Genomic DNA, 19,265 nt, shown 5'->3' on the forward strand with positions numbered 1-19,265 from the left:
CTTCGGCGTCGTCGTACGGACGTCGCCGAATAGACGTATCGACAAGCGAATCGGCTCCATCCGATTTCAAATGCCCTCCATAAGCCGTCCTAAGAGGCTCGCAAGTCGACTGCCGTGGTCCGTGTGCCTGTTGTGCTGACTCCAAGAAGTGACGCTTGTTCATCTTCAAACCCGGGGATACCGGCGGTAACATCCGGCCACCCCCTCGGGAGGAGCCCCCATGCAACGGCGTACCCCACACACCGTTCTCGGCAGAATGAGAACTCCCCGGGGATTCCCCGGGTTCCTGAAGACCGCTTCGGTATGCGCCCTGATCGCAGGTCTTTTGTCGCCGCTTGCCCCGGCCGCCGCCGCGGAAACACCGACAGCGCGGGCCGCCGCCGCGGCGAACGACCACTGCGGCAACCAGTGTTCGGACATTCTCCCGCCCGGCCAGAACGGCAACGCCACCCTCGCCCAGATCCTCCTCAACCAGGCCTTCGGCACCCAGCCCGAGCACGCCGAGGACCAGCTCGGGCCCTACGCGAATCTCGCCAAGGGCTACACCGGCCTCACCAACGACAAGATCAACAACTTCTTCAACGACGCGTCCTTCGGGGTCCCGGCGGGCCAGGTCGCCTCCACGGTCAAGCCCGCCGGGCGCGGCGACGTGACGATCGTCCGTGACAAGAAGACGGGCGTGCCGCACATCACCGGCACCACTCGGTACGGCACCGAGTTCGGAGCCGGCTACGCGGCCGCCCAGGACCGGCTGTGGCTGATGGACGTCTTCCGGCACGTCGGGCGCGGTCAGCTGACCTCCTTCGCCGGCGGCGCGCCCTCCAACCAGGGCCTGGAGCAGCAGTTCTGGCGGCACGCCCCGTACACCGAGGCCGATCTCCAGGCGCAGATCGACAACGCCGTCGCCACCAACGGCGAGCGCGGCAAGCAGGCCCTCGCCGACGCCACGGCCTATCTCGACGGCATCAACTCCTACATCGGCGCCTCGGACAGCGGCCGCTACTTCCCGGGCGAGTACGTCCTCACCGGGCACAAGGACTCCGTCACCAACGCCGGGAAGATCGAGCACTTCAAGATCACCGACCTCGTCGCGCTGGGCTCGGTCATCGGCGCGCTGTTCGGTTCCGGCGGCGGCGGTGAGGTCAACAACGCGCTCTCGCTGCTCGCCGCCCAGGAGAAGTACGGCGTGGCGGAGGGCACCAAGGTCTGGGAGTCCTTCCGCGAGCGCAACGACCCGGAGGCCGTCCTCACCGTCCGCGACGGCAGCTTCCCGTACGCGACCAAGCCCGACGACCCGCAGGGCACGGCCCTGCCCGACGCCGGTTCCGTAAAGCCCGAGCCGCTCGTCCACGACCGCACCGGCAGCGCCACGAGCCCCAGTGCCACCGGAGCGTCCGGCGAGGCGGCCAGGACGGCCCTGTCGTCCGCCAAGCGCGGCATGTCCAACGCCCTCGTGGTCGGCGGCGAGCACACCGCCAGCGGCCACCCCGTCGCCGTGTTCGGCCCGCAGACCGGCTACTTCGCCCCCCAGTTGCTGCTGCTCCAGGAGATCCAGGGCCCGGGGATCAGCGCCCGGGGTGCCTCCTTCGCCGGCCTGAGCATGTACGTCGAGCTCGGCCGCGGCCAGGACTACGCGTGGAGCGCCACGACCTCCGGCCAGGACATCATCGACACCTACGCCGTCGAGTTGTGCCAGGACGACTACCACTACCTGTACCGCGGCACCTGCACGCCGATGGAGAAGGTCGAGCAGAAGAACGCCTGGAAGCCGACCACGGCCGACGGCACCGCGGCCGGCTCCTACACGATGCGCGTGTGGCGCACGAAGTACGGCCCCGTCGAGTACCGCGCGACGGTCGGCGGCAAGAAGGTCGCCTACACCACCCTGCGCTCGTCCTTCCTGCACGAGGCCGACTCCATCATCGGCTTCCAGATGCTGAACGACCCCGGCTATGTCAAGGGCCCGGAGTCCTTCCAGAAGGCGGTGCAGCACATCAACTACACCTTCAACTGGTTCTACGCCGACTCCGAGCACACCGCGTACTACAACAGCGGCGACAACCCGGTGCGCGCGAACGGCGTCGACGCCGAGTTCCCGGCGTGGGCGCGGCCGGCGTACGAGTGGCGGGGCTGGGACCCGGCGACCAACACGGCCGACTACACCCCGCCCTCCGCCCACCCGAACTCGACCGACCAGGACTACTACATCTCCTGGAACAACAAGCAGGCCAAGGACTACACGACAGCTCCCTGGGGCAACGGGTCCGTGCACCGCGGCAACCTCCTGGACGACCGGGTGCAGAAGCTGGTCCGGCAGGGCGGGGTGACCCGGGCCGCGCTGGTGAAGGCCATGGCCGACGCCGGAACGGCCGATCTGCGGGCGGAGGACGTCCTGCCGAAGCTGCTGAAGGTCGTCAACAGCTCACCGGTCACCGACTCCGCCGCGGCCGCTGCCGTCAGCAAGCTCCAGGCCTGGGTCGCGGCCGGCGGCAAGCGCACGGAGAGCTCGGCCGGCTCCAAGAAGTACGCAGACGCCGACGCGATCCGCATCCTGGACGCCTGGTGGCCGCTGCTGGTCAAGGCCGAGTTCGAACCGGGCCTCGGCCGTGAGCTCTACACCGCCATGACCGCGAACCTGCCCGTCGACGAGTCCCCGTCGGCCGCCCACGGCCCGACCGGCTCACATGCCGGAAGCTCCTTCCAGTACGGCTGGTGGAGCTATGTCGACAAGGACATCCGGGCCGTGCTCGGCGAGCAGGTGCAGGGTCCGCTCGCCAGGAAGTACTGCGGCGACGGCAGCCTCGGTGCCTGTCGTGACACTCTCATCAGCACGTTGAAGGAGGCGGCAGGCAAGACCGCTGCCCAGGTCTACCCCGGCGACGACCAGTGCTCGGCGGGCGACCAGTGGTGCGCCGACTCGGTCATCCACCGCACCCTGGGCGGCATCAAGCACGGCAAGATCAGCTGGCAGAACCGGCCGACCTACCAGCAGGTCGTGGAGTTCACCTCGCACCGGTGACGGGAGGATCTCTGATGCTGACGGCGGGTCAGCGGACCCGGCCCGCCCTCAGCACCAGGCGCGCCAGCTCCTCGTGCAGGATGTCGCTGTGGGCGCCGGCCGGTGGGCCGCCGCGTCTGACCACCGCCGACGCGTCGACGTTCACGCACCCCGAGGCGGGCAGTTCCACCGTCAGGGCCTTGGCGAGGGTGTACGCGCGCGTGCCCGGCACCGCCCGCACCCCGCCGCAGCCCATCGCGCCCCATTTCTCGCCCAGGGCCCGGCTCAGATCGAGGCCGGAGGCCGACCGGCTGTCGCCCGCCATCCGCGACGCCAGCGGATAGAACGTGCCGAGGGCCGAGTCGTGCCGGGAGTGGCAGCACACCACAGGGCCGTCGACACGGTTCTGCTGCCCCTGCAGCACCCCTCCGGCGCGCGCGTCGTGCGGCAGCCGGGCCGCGAACGCGTAGTGCGAGAACGCCCCTTGGAGCAGCGTCACGGACTTCACCGTGCGCACGCCCTCGGGGAGTCCGCGCAGCGCGAACGACACCAGCCGGGCACCGAAGCTGTGCCCCACGAGGTGCACACGCACGTCCGGCGCCGCCTTCGCGAGCTGCCCGACGACCCGGCCCAGACCGCGCTCACCGACGGTTCCCGCGCGCCGCTTCATCGCGTAGTACGCCGCCTGCCGCAGCAGTTCGTGCGCACCGTCCCAGGGGTTCGGGAGCCTGAAGTCCCGCCGTGCGCCGGACGCTTCGAGCTCCGCGAGCGCCTGCGCGAACTCCTCGCAGGCCGCCGCCGAGGATCCGGCGAACATCTCCGGCTCGCTCTGCGGCACCCCCTCCGCCACCGTGTCCGCCGCGAACAGCTCCTGGGGTCCGGGCGCCACCACCTCCACCAGCAGCCGCACCAGCCGCCCGAACTCCTCCAGCTCGGACTCCTCCCGCGGCTGCTGCTCCAGCAGCCGCGCGATCTGGTCGACCAGGATCGCCCGGCCCGGGAAGGTCTCCAGCAGCGCGTGCCGCGTGTCCTTGTCGAGCGCGGGACGCCCGGGAGCCCCGGCCGCCACGGCCCGCGGCAGGTCCGGGATCGGCTCGTCGGAGAACCGCATCGCCGGCCACAGCACCCCGACGTACCCGAGCCGGGCCGACGGGGCCAGCCGTGGGACGGGCGCGAGGAAACGGTCGTAGAGCCGGGTCGCGCCCGAGCGGTCGTTGTTCCAGCCGTGCGCGAAGACGATCAGGTCGCGCACCTTCCGTTCGGTCACCCCGGCGAGCAACCGGTCCCGCTGGCGGCCCGCCGGGTCCCCGTCCGCGTCGAAGGTCAGCTCCCAGTAGGGAGCCACACTCATCGCCGGATCCGCCATGACAGGCCCCCTAGCCCCCGGGTGACGCCACGATCTGGGCGCATCGTCCTGCCAACGGGGCGAATTGGCCATACGTCACGGGCGCATTGGGTGCCGTATGCCTCGCTCAGCGGTAGACGAGGTACTCCCGCCGCGTCCGCCGGAACGCCGCCAGGTCCTGCTGCCACCCCGCCACGACCTCGTCGGTGCCCGCGCCCGCGTCGATCATCGTGCGCACGCGCGTGGAGCCGGTGAGCTTGTCGATCCAGTTGTCGGGGCGCCAGGCGAAACCGCTCCAGACCCGCTTGGCGGTCACCAGGAGGGCGATCCCCGTGCGCACGGGGTCGAACGCGGCCCGGTCGTGCACATGGACCTGCACACCACCGATCGTCTTGCCCTGGAACTTCGAGAAGGTGGGCGCGAAGTACGCCTCCCTGAACCGCACGCCGGGCAGCCCGAGTTCGTTCGCCCCCTCCGCCCAGCGCCGGTCGACGCCCTCCGCGCCCAGCAGCTCGAACGGCCGGGTCGTGCCCCGCCCCTCCGACAGGTTCGTGCCCTCGAACAGACACGTCCCCGAGTAGACCAGGGCCGTATCCGGCGTGGGCATGTTCGGGCTCGGCGGCACCCAGGGCAGGCCGGAGGCGTCGTAGAACTCCGAGCGCTTCCAGCCCGACATCGGCACGGTCTCCAGCGGCACGGGGTCGGTCAGGAACTCGCCGTTGAACAGCCGTGCCAGCTCCGCGACGGTCATCCCGTGGGCCTGGGAGATGGGCTGCCGCCCGACGAACGTGGCGAACTCCTTGTGCAGCACGGGTCCCAGCGCCGCCCGCCCGGTCACCGGGTTGGGCCGGTCCAGGACCACGAACCGTTTGCCGGCGAGCCGCGCGGCCTCCATGCAGTCGTACAGGGTCCAGATGTACGTGTAGAAGCGGGCGCCGACGTCCTGGATGTCGAAGACGACCGTGTCCACGCCGGACGCGGTGAAGATGTCGGCGAGGGGCCGGCCGCTCTTGAGGTACGTGTCGTAGACCGGCAGGCCGGTCGCCGGGTCGTCGTAGCGGCCCTCGGAGCCGCCGGCCTGGGCCGTGCCCCGGAAGCCGTGCTCGGGACCGAAGACGGCGGTGAGGTCGACGCGGTCGTCCGCGTGCATGACGTCGACGATGTGGCGGGCGTCGCGGGTGATGCCGGTGGGGTTGGTGACGATGCCGGCCTTCTGGCCGTCGAGCAGGGTGTAGCCGTCGTGGGCGAGGCGTTCGAAGCCGGTGCGCAGGTGCCTGCGGCGCTGGGCGGCGGCCGCGGTCGAGGTGGCTGATACGGCTGCCGCCGTGGCGGTGGTGAGTACGGCTCGTCTGGAAGGGCGCATGCGGTGACCTCCGTGGTCCGTTTTGTGCCGCTTCGCCGTGGCTGGTCGCGCCCACGCGGCGGAGCCGCAAATCGGTACAGCCTCGCGCCCCTAGGGTGCTGCTCCACCCCCTTCCTTGAAACATACCGACCGGTTAGTCTGGCGCCATTGCTGAGCCGCGACTGAGGAGACCGATGGTGGGAGCCTTTCAAGGGGCCGGGGTTGTTGTCACGGGGGCCGCTGGCGGGATCGGGGCCGCGCTGGCCCGGAGGTTCGCCGCCGAAGGGGCCCGGGTCGTCGTCAACGACCTGGACGCCGAGCGGGCCAAGCACGTCGCGGACGAGGTCGGGGGGATCGCCGTGCCCGGTGATGCCTCGGCGGTGGTCGGGGACGCCCGGGACGCGCTCGGCGGGACCGTCGATGTGTACTGCGCCAACGCCGGTGTCGCCGCCGACGGCATCGAGCCCGGGCAGCCGTTGGACGAGAAGGCGTGGGCCCTCTCCTGGGACGTGAACGTCATGGCCCACGTGCGGGCCGCGCAGGAACTGCTGCCCGCCTGGCTGGAGCGCGGCAGTGGCCGGTTCGTCTCCACCGTGTCCGCCGCCGGGCTGCTCACCATGATCGGCGCCGCCCCCTACGCCGTCACCAAGCACGGCGCCCTCGCCTTCGCCGAGTGGCTGTCGCTGACCTACCGGCACCGGGGCGTCAAGGTCCACGCCATCTGCCCGCAGGGCGTCCGCACCGACATGCTCGCCGCCTCCGGCAGCGCGGGCGACCTGGTGCTGCAGCCGACCGCGATCGAGCCGGAGGCCGTCGCGGACGCCCTGGTAAAGGGCATCGAGGAGGACCGGTTCCTGATCCTGCCGCACCCGGAGGTCGCCGCCTACCACCAGGCCCGGGCCGCCGACCCCGACCGGTGGCTGACCGGCATGAACCGCATCCAGCAGCAGTGGGAGGAGACCCGATGACCGAGTCCCGCTACGCCGCCAAGCCCTGGCTGGACCTGCTCGACGAGGCCCAGAAGGGCCCCATAAGCCCCGCCGGCTCCCTCGTACACGCCCTGCGGCGGGTGATGGCCGAGACGCCGGACCGTGACTTCCTGGCCTACTTCGACGGCCGGCTGACCTACCGGGACGTCGACGAGCTCAGCGACTCCGTCGCCGGGCACCTCGCGGCACGCGGCCTGGAGCGCGGTGACCGGGTCGCGGTGCTGCTCCAGAACTCCCCGCACTTCGTGCTCGCCGTGCTCGGCGCGTGGAAGGCGGGCGCGATCGTCGTGCCCGTCAACCCGATGTACAAGGCGGGCGAGGTGACTCACGTCCTGCGGGACGGCGAGGTGGCCGCGCTGATCTGCTCGGACCGGGCGTGGGAGTCGTATCTGCGCGAGACGGCGGCGGACTCGCCCGTGCGGATCGTGCTCACCGGGTGCGAGCTGGACTTCCAGACGCGTGACGACGCGCGCGTGCTCAGCTTCGAGCGGCTGCCGCAGGCCCCGGACGCCGATGACCTCGTGGCTGTGGCGCGGGCCGGGCACAAGGCGCCCGAGGACCGGGAACCCGGCCCCTCCGACATCGCGCTGATCAGCTACACCTCGGGCACCAGCGGCACGCCCAAGGGCGCCACCAACACGCACGGCAACATCATGTACAACGCCGAGCGGCAGCGGACCGGCCTGGGGCTGCCGGAGCGGCCCGTGTACTTCGCGATGGCGCCCCTGTTCCACATCACGGGCATGGTCTGCCAGTTCGGTGCCTGTCTGAACAGCGGGGGCACGCTCGTGCTGGCCTACCGCTTCGAGGCGGGCACGGTGCTGGACGCGTTCGCCGAGCACGCGCCGCACTACACGGTCGGCCCGTCCACGGCCTTCATGGCGCTGGCGGCCCACCCTTCCGTCACCCGTGAGCACTTCTCCTCCTTCCGGGTGATCTCCTCCGGCGGCGCCCCGCTGCCGCCCGCGCTGGTGGAGAAGTTCCGGGCGGGCTTCGGCCCGTACATCCGCAACGGCTACGGGCTGACCGAGTGCACCGCGCCCTGCGCCTCCGTGCCGCCCGGTCTGGAGGCGCCCGTCGACCCGGCCTCCGGGACGCTCGCCGTGGGCCTGCCCGGCCCGGACACGGTCGTACGGATCGTCGACGACAACGGCGACGAGGTGCCCTTCGGTGAGCAGGGCGAGATCGCCGTACGCGGTCCGCAGGTCGTGCCCGGCTACTGGCGGCGCGCCGACGCCACCGCCGAGACCTTCCCCGGAGCCGAACTGCGCACCGGCGACATCGGCTTCATGGACGAGCAGGGCTGGCTGTACGTCGTCGACCGCAAGAAGGACATGATCAACGCGTCCGGCTTCAAGGTGTGGCCGCGCGAGGTCGAGGACGTGCTCTACACGCACCCGGCGGTGCGCGAGGCCGCCGTGGTCGGGGTGCCCGACGGCTATCGCGGGGAGACCGTCAAGGCGTACATCAGCCTGCGTCCGGACGCCGAGACGGACCCGGATGCACTCGCCGCGTACTGCAAGGAGAGACTGGCCGCTTACAAATACCCGCGCCAGGTGGAGATCCTGCCCGACTTGCCGAAGACGGCCAGTGGGAAGATCCTCCGTCGGGAACTGCGTTCCCGGACGCAAGACAATTGACCAGCAGTACGGAAAGGCAGGTGGCGGCAGTGCCCAGGACCATGGACTCGGACGGCATCCCCGTGCCTCAGCGGCTCCTGGCCGCCGCCACCCGGCTCTTCGCCGAGCGGGGTTACGACCGCACCTCGGTGCAGGAGATCGTCGAGGCGGCCGGCGTCACCAAGGGGGCGCTGTACCACTACTTCGGCTCCAAGGACGACCTGCTGCACGAGGTGTACGCGCGTGTGCTGCGCATCCAGCAGGAGCGGCTGGACGCCGTCGCGGACGCGGACGAGCCGGTGGAGAAGCGGCTGCGGTCCGCGGCCGCGGACGTCGTGGTGACGACCATCGACAACCTCGACGACGCGATGATCTTCTGGCGGTCGATGCACCATCTCAGCCCCGAGAAGAACAAGCAGGTCCGCTCCGAGCGCCGCCGCTACCACGAGCGCTTCCGCGCGCTGGTGGAGGAGGGCCAGGAGTCGGGCGTCTTCTCGAAGACGACACCGGCGGACCTGGTGGTGGACTACCACTTCGGCTCGGTCCACCACCTGTCGACGTGGTACCGGCCGGACGGCCCCATGAGCCCTCAACAGGTAGCCGACCACCTGGCCGACCTGTTGATGCGGGCGCTGCGCCCCTGACCCAGGGGCTCCGCACCCTGGACCCCCGGCCTATGCCCACCCACCACCCGACGAGGTGAGCCAAGAGGCCGGGCTCGCCCCCACCAGCCCGTCCGGCGCTTGAGGACGAGGCCGTCCAGGCCGATCGGGGTCCAGGGGGCGTAGCCCCATGGCGGGGTCGAAGGGGCGGAGCCCCTGGGTGTGGGACGGGTAGGGGCGGTGGGGGCGAAAATCCCCCACCGCCCGCACCGCCTCACACGTACTTCTTCAACTCCCGCCGGGCCAGCGACCGCTGATGCACCTCGTCGGGCCCGTCCGCGATCATCAGCGTCCGCGCCCCCGCGTACAGCTCCGCCAGCGGGAAGTCCTGACTGACACCCCCCGCACCGTGCAACTGGATCGCCCGGTCGAGAATGTCCACCACGGCCCGAGGCGTAGCGATCTTGATCGACTGGATCTCGGTGTGCGCGCCCTTGTTCCCGACCGTGTCCATCAGCCACGCCGTCTTCAGCACCAGCAGCCGCAACTGCTCGACCGTCACCCGCGCGTCCGCGATCCAGTTGTGCACCACACCCTGCTGCGCCAGCGCCTTCCCGAAGGCCGTACGGGACACCGCCCGCCGGCACATCAGCTCGATCGCCCGCTCCGCCATGCCGATCAGCCGCATGCAGTGGTGGATCCGGCCGGGACCGAGCCGGGCCTGGGCGATGGCGAAGCCGCCGCCCTCCTCGCCGATCAGGTTCGACGCCGGCACGCGCGCCTGGTCGAAGATCACCTCGGCGTGGCCGCCGTGGTAGTGGTCCTCGTAGCCGAACACCTGCATGGCCCGCTTGATGGTGACGCCCGGGGTGTCACGCGGCACCAGCACCATCGACTGCTGGCGGCGGATGTCCTCCCCGTCCGGGTCCGTCTTGCCCATCACGATGAAGATCTTGCAGTCCGGGTGCATCGCCCCGGAGATGTACCACTTGCGGCCGGTGATGACGTACTCGTCGCCGTCCCGCTCGATGTGCGTGGTGATGTTGGTGGCGTCCGAGGAGGCTACCTCCGGCTCGGTCATGGCGAACGCCGAGCGGATCTCGCCCGCGAGCAGCGGCTCCAGCCACTGCTTGCGCTGCTGCTCGTCGCCGAACTGGGTCAGCACCTCCATGTTCCCGGTGTCGGGAGCCGCGCAGTTCGTCACCGTCGGAGCCAGCTGCGGGGACCGGCCCATGATCTCGGCGAGTGGTGCGTACTGCAGGTTGGTGAGCCCGGCCCCGTACTCGGAGTCCGGCAGGAAGAGGTTCCACAGGCCCTGCCTGCGCGCCTCGGCCTTCAGCTCCTCCACCACGGGCACCGTCTCCCACGGCGAGGCGAGCCCGGCGCGCTGCTCGTCCGCGACCGCCTCGGCCGGGTAGACGTACTCGTCCATGAAGGTGAGCAGCTTGGCGCGCAGCTCCTCGGTGCGTGCGTCGAACGCGAAGTCCATACGGATCAGCCCTCCTGAAGGCCCTCGTGAAGCGTGGTCAGCCCGTGCCGGACGAAGACGGGCACGAGGTCGCCGATGCGGTCGAACCCGCGCCCGACCGTCTGGCCGAGCGTGTAGCGGTAGTGGATGCCCTCGAGGATCACGGCGAGCTTGAACCAGGCGAACGCCGTGTACCAGGAGACCGCGGAGACGTCGCGCCCCGAGCGCGCGGCGTACCGCTCGATGAGCTCGGACGGCGCCGGATGCCCGGGGGCCTCGGCGGTCGTGGAGACGGGGGACTCGGGCATACCCAGGGGCATGCTGTACATGACCAGCAGGCCGAGGTCGGTGAGCGGGTCGCCCAGCGTCGACATCTCCCAGTCGAGGATGGCCTTGATCTGGTCGTCCTCACCGATGAGGACGTTGTCGAGCCGGTAGTCGCCGTGCACGACGGCGGGGGCGGGGGAGCGGGGCAGGTCCCGGCCGAGGGCGGCGTGCAGTTCGTCGATGCCGTCCAGGTCACGGTTGCGGGAGGCGTCCAGCTGCTTGCCCCAGCGCCGCAGCTGCCGGTCCAGGAAGCCCTCGGGCCGCCCGAAGTCCGCGAGGCCCGCCTCGCCCGGGTCCACCGCGTGCAGCTCCACCAGCGTGTCCACCAGGTTCAGCACCGCGCCCCGGGTCCGCTCCGGACCGAGCGGGGCGAGCTGGTCGGCGGTGCGATAGGGGGTGCCCTCGACGAACTCCATGACGTAGAAGGGCGAGCCGAGCACCTCCTCGTCCTCGCACAGCAGCACCGGCCGCGGAACCGGCACGGCGGTCGGATACAGCCCGCTGATCACCCGGTGCTCGCGCTTCATGTCGTGCGCGGTGGCCAGTACATGGCCGAGCGGAGGCCGCCGCACGACCCAGCGTGCGACGCCGTCGGAGACCGCGTACGTGAGGTTCGACCGTCCGCCCTCGATCAGCCGGCCGGACAGCGGGCCGTTCACCAGGCCGGGGCGTTCCCGGTCGAGCAGGCCGCGCAGCCGGTCGAGATCGAGTCCGGGCGGGTGGTCGGGGCTCATGCGTCGCTCCTACGGGCAGATGGACGGTTCCCGACTCATGATGCCGACCGGTCGGTATGTCGTCCAGAGGGGGGCCGAAACGTGATCGGAGCCACGATAGGCCGACGGCTCCTCCCGCCAGACGCCGGGGAGGCCCAAGGACCCCCGGCCGCTTCGTTCAGGCCATCCGGCTTGCGTGCCGTGCGGGGAGCCCGGAAGGTCGGAGCCATGAAGGCCATCAGCTACTCACGGTACGGCGGACCCGAGGTGCTGGCGTTCGGGGAGGTCCGCGATCCCAAGGTCGGCCCGGACGCGGTGCTGGTGAAGGTCCGGGCGGCGGCCGTGAACCCCGTCGACTGGAAGGCCCGCGAGGGCCACCTCGACGCCATCCTCGAACCCGCCTTCCCCGTGGTGCCCGGCTGGGACGTCTCGGGCGTCGTCGTACGGCCCGGTGTGGCCGTCTCGGAGTTCGACGTCGGGGACGAGGTCATCGGGTACGTACGCGAGGACTTCCTCTCCCGCGGCACCTTCGCCGAGTACGTGGCCGCACCCCTGCGCACCCTCGCCCGCAAGCCGCGCAACCTCTCCTTCGAGGAGGCTGCCGGACTGCCGCTGGTCGGGCTCACCGCCTACCAGGTGCTGCTCAAGGTGCTCCAGGTGAAGCGGGGCGAGACCGTCCTGGTGCACGCGGCGGCCGGCGGCGTCGGCTCGCTCGCCGTCCAGCTCGCCACCCACCTCGGCGCCCGGGTGATCGGTACGGCCAGTGAGTCCAACCACGACTTCGTGCGGGGCCTCGGCGGCGAACCGGTGACGTACGGCGAGGGCCTGGGCGAGCGGGTGCGGGGGGTGGCGCCCGAGGGTGTGAACGCGGTGTTCGACACGGTCGGCGGTGACGCGCTGAAGGTCTCGGCGAACCTGCTGGCCCCCGAGGGCCGCCTGGTGTCGATCGCGGACGTCGACGTCGTGAACTACGGCGGCCGCTACTACTTCGTACGCCCCGACGCCGAGGACCTGCAGCGGCTGTCCGAACTGGCGGAACAGGGCGTGGTGAGCGTGCACGTCTCCGAGACGTTCCCGCTGGAGCGGGCGGCGGACGCGCACCGGCTGAACCAGGAGGGCCGGACCCGCGGCAAGATCGTCGTGACGGTGGACTGGGAGACGGAGGGGGAGTAGCGCCGCCCGTAGCCGCCCCCCGGGCATTTCTAGAGAACGAGGGCGGCCCCGCACACCGCCATCGCGACCGTGCACAGCACCGCGGCCGTGGCGTGCCGGGGCGCGAACGCCGCCGGGCTGCCGGAGGCGGAGAGGGTGCGGATCCGGCGGTGGGCGACGCCGAGGAAGCCCAGCCACAGGACGCAGCACAGGGCGCACGCGACGACCCCGGCCACCGACGCGCTCCCGTGCAGGGCGGTCTTCACGGCGAGCACGGCCGAGACCGTGCCGGAGAGGGTCGTACGACGCCACGCGAGCCGGGTCCGCTCGGGCTGGAGCCCGGGATCGCGGTCAGGGGTCCGAGCCGCGCTGCCGGTCGCGCTCACCCCTCCCACCCCACGAGCACCACGAGCACCATCGCGACGGCCACGACCGCGACGACGAGGCTCAGCAGCGCCGGGAACCGGGACACCGGCAGATCCTCGCCCCGGCGCATGGCCCGCTCGCAGCGCACCCAGTGGTTGACCGCCCGCAGCGAGCACAGCACCCCGGCGGCGAGCAGCGCGAGGGCCAGCCCCACCCGCCAGCCCCAGCGCAGGTCGGGCAGGAACTGGTCCACGGCGAAGCCGCCGCCGATCAGCGCGAGCGCGGTGCGCAGCCAGGCGAGAAAGGTGCGTTCGTTCGCCAGCGAGAACCGGTAGTCGGGCGTCTCGCCGTCCTGCCGGACCTCGGCGGGCGCGAACCACAACCGGACGTTCCGTACGAACTCGATCACGTGCGCGACCCTACCCGGGAGGCGATCGCCGGTCGCCGGCGCCGGCTACGGCCTCGCCCGGAACGCCTTGAGCCGCTCGTACGCCGCCAGCCCGTCCGGCACCCACTCCCAGTCCCCGAGCCGTCGCTCCACCTCTTCCTCGGGCAGGAAGTCGTGCCAGGCCACCTCCTCGGCCTGCGGCCGCACGGGAAGCTCGCAGCGGACCTCGTACACCGCCGACCACCAGCTCTGGCCGGCGCCGTTGTCGTAGAGGAACTTGAAGAGGTACCGGGGATCCGGAAGGCCGGTCACGCCCAGTTCCTCCTCGGCCTCGCGCAGGGCCGCCGTGTCGTAGGCCTCGCCCGCGCCGACCACGCCGCCGACGAACATGTCGTAGAGGGAGGGGAAGACCAGCTTGGTGGGTGTCCGCCGGTGCACGAAGAGACGGCCCTCGGCGTCCCGGGCCTGGATGAACACACAGCGGTGCCGCAGGCCCCCGGAGTAGACCTCGCCTCGGGGCGACTGCCCGATGACCTGGTCGTTCTCGTCGACGACGTCGAGGATCTCGTCAGCAGCGCTCATGCCCTCATCCAAGCAGAGCGCTCATGCGCGCATCCAAGCAGAGCACTCATGCGCGCATCCAAGCAGTGCGCGGCGCCGGAATCACTGGGGCTGCGGCTGTGCCTGCAGCTTCCCGACGCGGGCCCGCTCCGCCAGCCCGTGCGGCATCGCCGGATGCAGCCCCAGCAGCACGATCCCGGCGACCACGGCCAGCAGACCGCCCGCCTCCCAGCTCAGGGCCACCGCGTCGGTCCGCAGCCGGTCGCCGAGGAAGCCGACGCCGCAGATGATCCCGGCGAGCGGCTGTGCCGCGGTCAGGGCGGGCAGCGACTTGCGCAGGGAGGCGGTCTCGAAGGCGCTCTGCACGAGGACCAGCCCCGTGACGCCCAGCGCGAGGACCGCGTACGGCTGCCAGCCGGTCAGCAGCTCGGCGAAGCCGCCCTCGGAGAACTTCTGCCCGCTCACCCGGGTCAGCGCGTCCTGCACGCCGTACAGCAGCCCGGCGGCCAGGGCCAGCAGCACCGGTCCGGAACTCAGCCGTGAACGCTTGGCGTGGGTCGTGAGCAACAGGGCGAGACCGACCATGGCCCCGATGATCAGCCACTGCCGCACCGGATCCGCCGTCGCGGCTCCGCCCTCTGGCCGGCCCGCCACGATGAACGCGGTCACTCCGCCCGCCAGCAGCAGGAGGCCCGCCCAGCCCTGGCGGCCCAGTGACTGCTTGGTCTGCCGGCGGGACAGCGCGAGCGCGAACAGCAGGTTCGTCGCCAGCAGCGGCTCCACCAGGGACAGCTCGCCCTGCCCGAGGGCGGCGGCGCCCAGTGCCATGCCGACCACCATCAGCGCGATGCCGCCGAGCCAGCGCGGCACCTTCACCAGGTCGATCAGCAGGCGGAAGGAGAGGAAGTCGCTCAGCGGGGCCCGCTGTGCCGCGTTCTGCTGCAGGACGAAGCCGAAGCCCAGACAGCAGGCGGCGCTCAGGGCGAGCACGAGTACTAGAACCGACACGCGGTGTACCTCGATCATCAGGTCGGGTTCACGGTTGCGTAGGGGCCGACTGTACCGGCCGGCTCCGCCCGGCGCGCCCGTACGTCCTGCCATGGTCCGGGGCGAACCCGGCAGACGCTATGACGTACGTCACAAAGGGCGAAACGGATAAATCGGATGCCGACCACTGGGTCCTCCACTTCCCCCTTGATCACAAGAGCCTCACAAGTAGCACCAGTTGACGCGTGTAACGCCACGGCGACCCTTGACGTCAACCGTTGGCTGGGGGTTGGCTGTGCGTGATCAGTTCATGGCATTGCGCACACCCGCGCCCCCATCGACCGCCGTGAGCCGAAACACAAGAAGAGCGCGTGAGGAAGTTCCGCGGTGTCCCCACCCCCGCCTCCCCTCGGCCGTGGCCGCAGACGTGCGGCACAGGCCTTCGACGAGGCCCTCGACGACGCCGACCTCGTGGCCGCGCGCGCCGCGCTGGCGCAGGGCCGCTGGCAGCACGTCCGTTCCCTGCTGGTCCGGACCGGAGACGACTGGGACCGCCGCGGCCACCGGATCACGGTCCTCGCGGGGGAGTCCTACTGCGCCGCCTGGGCCCGTGAGTGGCTGCTCGCCGAACCCGAGTCCGCCGACGCCTCCGTCCTGCTCGCCCTCGCCGAGGTCAGGCGGGTGCTGCGCGGCAAGGGCAAGCCGGTCCGCGCCCGCGAGGCCTGCGAGAGTGCCGTCGCCCGCGCCCCGGCCGATCCCACCCCCTGGCTCGGCCTGCTCATGCTGGAGTGCGCTACCGGCAGGGACATGGACGTGGTCCGGCAGTTCGAGGCGGTCCGCGGCCGGTACGCCGACCACCACCACGCCCACCACCTGATGGTCGCCCGGCTCGCCGCACGCCGCACCGAGGCCGGCCCGGACCCGTTGCACGAGGTCTACGACTTCGCCAACTGGGCCGCCGAACAGGCACCGGCCGACTCCCCGCTCGCGATCCTGCCCGTCATCGCCCACGCCGAGCGCTACCGCGTGCTGGCCGCCGCCGGGTACGAGCCCGCCGATCCGGCGGCCTCGGGCCACTGGGCCGGCCGCCGCGCCCGGCAGGTGATGAAGGCCGCCTTCGACTGGTGGCTGGAGTGGGAGCTGGAGGGCCACCCGCGCCGGCTGATCGACCTGAACTTCCTCGCCCACGCCAAGTTCTGCGAGGGGCGGGGCGCCGAGGCCGCCGCCCTGTTCCACCGGATCGGCCGGTACGCCACCCCGGCGCCCTGGTCGTACCCGGACCGCGACCCGCACACCGCCTTCGCCGCCGCCCGCGCCGGCGCGCTCGGCACGGCCTGACCCCCGCCACCCCCCAGAAGTGAGGACGCTCTCCCGATGACCACGGACAGTTCGAGTACGAGCACGTCCGCCGCCGGCGGCGGCATCAGTACGTTCAAGGGGCAGGAGCGCGCCCTGCGTGCCGACCGTCTCGGCACCGGGGGGCTGCTGCTCTCCGTCCTCGCGGCGACCGCCCCGCTCATGGTGGTCGCTGGTGTCATGCCCACTACATTCGCGGTGATGGGCATCGTCGGCCAGCCGCTGCTCTTCGTCGTCCTCGGCGTCGTCCTGATCCTGTTCAGCGTGGGCTACGCCGAGATGAGCCGCCACGTCCACAACGCGGGCGCCTTCTACGCCTACATCTCCCGCGGCCTCGGCGGCACGGCCGGCGCCGGGGCCGCCCTGGTCGCCCTCGTCGCCTACAACGCCCTCCAGATCGGCATCTACGGCATCTTCGGCTTCGAGGTCTCCGGGCTCCTCGCCACCTACGCCGACGTGGAGATCGCCTGGTGGATACCGGCCCTGGTGGCCGCCCTCGCCGTCGGACTGCTCGGCTGGCTGAAGATCGACGTCAACGCACGGGTGCTCGGCGTGCTGCTGGTCATCGAGGTGCTCCTCGTCGTGATCTTCGACGTCGCCGCCCTCGCCGACCCCGGAAATGAGGGCCTGTCGCTGCACGCCTTCAACCCCGACACGCTCACCGGCGCGGGCGTCGGCACCGCCCTGTGCTTCTGCATCGCCGCGTTCCTCGGCTTCGAGCAGGCCCCCGTCTACGCCGAGGAGACCAGCCGCCCGCACGTCCTGGTGCCGCGCGTGATGTTCTTCGCCGTCGGCGGGGTCGCCGTCTTCTTCGCGCTGAGCAGCTGGGCCCTCACGGTCGCCACCGGCCCCTCCGCGATCGTCGGCACGGCCCAGAAGCAGAGCGCCGGACTGCTGTTCTTCCTCACCGAGTCCCGCCTCGGCGGCACCTTCACGGACGTCCTGCACGTCCTGTTCGTCACCGGCATGTTCGCCGCCCTGCTCAGCTTCCACAACGTCGTCGCCCGGTACGCCTTCGCCATGGGCCGCGAGGGCCTGCTGCCCGCCGCCTTCGGCCGCACCAGCGGCACCAGCGGCGCCCCCGGCACCGGCTCGCTGCTGCAGACCGTCGTGGCCGTGGTGGTCGTGATCGCCTTCGCCCTCGCCGACGACAAGCCGGTCGGTGACCCGACCGCGCCCGTGCTGCAGCTTTTCACGTGGCTCGGCAACATCGGCGCCCTCGGCGTGATCGTCCTGATGGCCGCGGCTTCCCTGTCGGTCGTCGTCTTCTTCGTCCGCCGCGGCGCCGCAGGAGCCCAGGCCTGGCGGCTGGTCACCGCCACGCTGTCGGGTCTCGCCCTGCTCGTGATCGCCGGCTACACCGTGAAGGACTTCGAGGTGCTGGTCGGCGCCGGCCCGGACTCCTCGCTGAGCTGGGTGCTGCCCGGCGTCATCGGGCTCGCCCTGGTCGCGGGCCTGGTCCTGGGCCTGGTGCTGCGCGCCCGCGCCCCCGAGAGGCACGCCCGGATCGGGCTCGGCAACGAGGCGTTCCAGCTGGACAAGGCGGCGTCGTCCTGAGGCACCCCACGCAGGACCCGGCGTAAGAAGTGGTTACGGAACTCTGACGAGCACCCGCGATCCCTGTCCTGCCGGGGCCGCGGGTGTTCGAATGAGAACGTGAACGAGAACCCGGACAAGGCCGTGAATGGGGGCGTGCCCGAGGACGTACAAGACGGCGTGAACGACGGACACCCCGAGGAGCGGGGCACCCCGGTCGGCCGCCGCGTCTTCCTCGGCACCCTCGCCCTGGGCGCCCTCGGCGTCGCCGCCGCGCCCAAGCTGCAGCGCGGCCTGGAGGGCTTCCTCGGCGGCGCCGCCGACAAGGACCCCACCGGCCTGACCGGACTGCTCCCTAACGGCGGCGGCTTCCGCTACTACTCGGTCGCCTCGTCCGTCCCGCGCAAGAACGCCGCCACCTACCGCCTGAAGGTGGACGGCCTGGTCGACCGGCCCACGACCTACACGCTGGACGCGTTGAAAGCCCTGCCGCAGACCCGCCTGGTCCGCGACGTCCAGTGCGTCACCGGCTGGCGGGTCCCGGACACGCCGTTCGAAGGCGTACGCCTGTCCCGGCTCCTCGACGCGGCCGGCGTACGCCCCACCGCGAAGGCGATCCGCTTCACCTGCTTCGACGGCACCTACACGGAGAGCCTGACCCTCGCCCAGGCCCGCCGCGCCGACGTCCTGGTCGCCCTGCGCATGCAGGACAAGGACCTCGGCCACTCCCACGGCGGCCCGGCCCGGCTCTACGTCGCGCCCATGTACTTCTACAAGTCCGCCAAGTGGCTCTCCGGCATCACCCTCACCGACGACGTCGAGCCGGGCTACTGGGAGGAGCGCGGCTACGACATCGACGCCTGGGTGGGCCGCTCGAACGGACGCGACGATGCACCCACGAGCTGACACCGCGGCCGAGGTCAGCCGCTTCACCCCGGCCGAGCGCTGGATCCACCGCACGACGGCCGCCCTGATGGGCGTCTGCGTCCTGACGGCGGCCTGCCTCTACGTCCCCCAGCTCGCCGAACTCGTGGGCCGCCGCGCGCTGGTCGTCACCCTGCACAAGTGGTCGGGCCTCGCCCTGCCCGTCCCGGTCCTGGCAGGCCTCGCCTCCCGCGCCTTGCGAGCCGACCTCGGCCGGCTCAACCGCTTCGGCCCCCACGACCGCATCTGGCTGCGCGCCGCCCTGCACCGCGACAAACGGCCCGCTTCCCGCCCGGCCGCCAAGTTCAACGCCGGCCAGAAGATCTACGCCGCCTGGATCGCCGGAGCCACCCTCGTCATGCTCGCCACCGGCCTGATGATGTGGTTCACCCACCTCACCCCCCTGCTCTGGCGCACCAGCGCGACTTTCGTCCACGACTGGCTGGCCCTCACCATCGGCATAGTCCTGGCCGGCCACATCGGCATGGCGGTGGCCGACCCGGAGGCGCGCAGAGGGATGAGAACGGGCAGGGTGAGCAAAGACTGGGCAACCCGACAGCACTCTCTATGGCGCTCGTAGTTCACGCCCTCC

17 protein-coding genes are annotated in these 19,265 nt (G+C 71.4%); 9 read left to right on the forward strand and 8 right to left on the reverse strand.

The window, feature by feature from the left end; all coding sequences use genetic code 11:
* The first annotated feature begins 220 nt into the window (after positions 1-220).
* A complete protein-coding gene (locus tag AC07DF_RS39335) occupies positions 221-3,019 on the forward strand; it encodes a penicillin acylase family protein (protein ID WP_478982038.1) in 2,799 nt (932 codons plus the stop codon).
* Positions 3,020-3,047: 28 nt separating this feature from the next.
* On the opposite strand, the gene AC07DF_RS39340 is transcribed toward AC07DF_RS39335, so the two are convergent.
* A complete protein-coding gene (locus AC07DF_RS39340; protein WP_478982040.1) occupies positions 3,048-4,364 on the reverse strand; it encodes a serine-threonine protein kinase in 1,317 nt (438 codons plus the stop codon).
* Positions 4,365-4,470: 106 nt separating this feature from the next.
* Complete coding sequence (locus AC07DF_RS39345) at positions 4,471-5,706, reverse strand: exo-beta-N-acetylmuramidase NamZ family protein (protein ID WP_478982042.1); 1,236 nt, start codon at positions 5,704-5,706, stop codon at positions 4,471-4,473.
* 173 nt (positions 5,707-5,879) lie between these two features.
* On the opposite strand from AC07DF_RS39345, the gene AC07DF_RS39350 reads away from it, so the two are divergent.
* The 3 genes from AC07DF_RS39350 to AC07DF_RS39360 are packed head-to-tail and all read left to right on the forward strand — an operon-like array spanning position 5,880 to position 8,937.
* On the forward strand, positions 5,880-6,653 hold the full coding sequence (locus AC07DF_RS39350) for an SDR family oxidoreductase (RefSeq protein WP_478982044.1): 774 nt from the start codon (positions 5,880-5,882) through the stop codon (positions 6,651-6,653).
* Entirely contained in the window at positions 6,650-8,314 is a 1,665-nt protein-coding gene (locus tag AC07DF_RS39355; protein ID WP_478982046.1) for a class I adenylate-forming enzyme family protein, read from the forward strand. Before AC07DF_RS39350 ends, AC07DF_RS39355 begins: the two co-directional genes overlap by 4 nt.
* A 29-nt stretch (positions 8,315-8,343) precedes the next feature.
* Complete coding sequence (locus AC07DF_RS39360; protein ID WP_478982048.1) at positions 8,344-8,937, forward strand: TetR/AcrR family transcriptional regulator; 594 nt, start codon at positions 8,344-8,346, stop codon at positions 8,935-8,937.
* 232 nt (positions 8,938-9,169) lie between these two features.
* Here AC07DF_RS39360 and AC07DF_RS39365 read toward each other — a convergent pair whose 3' ends face one another.
* Together AC07DF_RS39365 and AC07DF_RS39370 are read right to left on the reverse strand one after the other, a co-directional pair.
* Complete coding sequence (locus AC07DF_RS39365; protein WP_478982050.1) at positions 9,170-10,384, reverse strand: acyl-CoA dehydrogenase; 1,215 nt, start codon at positions 10,382-10,384, stop codon at positions 9,170-9,172.
* 5 nt (positions 10,385-10,389) lie between these two features.
* Positions 10,390-11,424, reverse strand: coding sequence for a phosphotransferase family protein (locus AC07DF_RS39370; RefSeq protein WP_478982052.1), 1,035 nt, complete (start codon positions 11,422-11,424; stop codon positions 10,390-10,392).
* A gap of 207 nt (positions 11,425-11,631) precedes the next feature.
* Here AC07DF_RS39370 and AC07DF_RS39375 point away from each other — a divergent pair, with 207 nt between their 5' ends.
* Entirely contained in the window at positions 11,632-12,576 is a 945-nt protein-coding gene (locus tag AC07DF_RS39375) for an NADP-dependent oxidoreductase (RefSeq protein WP_478982054.1), read from the forward strand.
* Positions 12,577-12,605: 29 nt separating this feature from the next.
* On the opposite strand, the gene AC07DF_RS39380 is transcribed toward AC07DF_RS39375, so the two are convergent.
* From AC07DF_RS39380 to AC07DF_RS39395, 4 genes are all read right to left on the reverse strand, one after another.
* Positions 12,606-12,941, reverse strand: a complete 336-nt coding sequence (locus AC07DF_RS39380; RefSeq protein ID WP_478982056.1) for a DUF202 domain-containing protein — start codon at positions 12,939-12,941, stop codon at positions 12,606-12,608.
* Positions 12,938-13,330, reverse strand: coding sequence for a YidH family protein (locus tag AC07DF_RS39385; RefSeq protein ID WP_215122459.1), 393 nt, complete (start codon positions 13,328-13,330; stop codon positions 12,938-12,940). Before AC07DF_RS39385 ends, AC07DF_RS39380 begins: the two co-directional genes overlap by 4 nt.
* A gap of 45 nt (positions 13,331-13,375) precedes the next feature.
* A complete protein-coding gene (locus AC07DF_RS39390) occupies positions 13,376-13,891 on the reverse strand; it encodes an NUDIX hydrolase (protein WP_478982059.1) in 516 nt (171 codons plus the stop codon).
* An 81-nt stretch (positions 13,892-13,972) separates the two neighbouring features.
* Complete coding sequence (locus AC07DF_RS39395) at positions 13,973-14,896, reverse strand: DMT family transporter (RefSeq protein ID WP_478982061.1); 924 nt, start codon at positions 14,894-14,896, stop codon at positions 13,973-13,975.
* Between the two features lie 348 nt (positions 14,897-15,244).
* Here AC07DF_RS39395 and AC07DF_RS39400 point away from each other — a divergent pair, with 348 nt between their 5' ends.
* From AC07DF_RS39400 to AC07DF_RS39415, 4 genes are all read left to right on the forward strand, one after another.
* Positions 15,245-16,195: a hypothetical protein gene (locus tag AC07DF_RS39400; RefSeq protein WP_478982063.1), complete on the forward strand. Its 951-nt coding sequence runs from the start codon at positions 15,245-15,247 to the stop codon at positions 16,193-16,195.
* Between the two features lie 36 nt (positions 16,196-16,231).
* Entirely contained in the window at positions 16,232-17,770 is a 1,539-nt protein-coding gene (locus AC07DF_RS39405; protein WP_478982065.1) for an APC family permease, read from the forward strand.
* Positions 17,771-17,929: 159 nt separating this feature from the next.
* A complete protein-coding gene (locus AC07DF_RS39410; protein WP_478982118.1) occupies positions 17,930-18,655 on the forward strand; it encodes a molybdopterin-dependent oxidoreductase in 726 nt (241 codons plus the stop codon).
* Positions 18,639-19,253 (forward strand): cytochrome b/b6 domain-containing protein, encoded by a 615-nt coding sequence (locus AC07DF_RS39415; RefSeq protein WP_478982067.1) that lies wholly within the window; start codon positions 18,639-18,641, stop codon positions 19,251-19,253. The genes AC07DF_RS39410 and AC07DF_RS39415 overlap by 17 nt, the downstream gene beginning before the upstream one ends.
* Positions 19,254-19,265: the final 12 nt, after the last annotated feature.

The organism is Streptomyces sp. NPDC044719, from assembly GCF_056433405.1.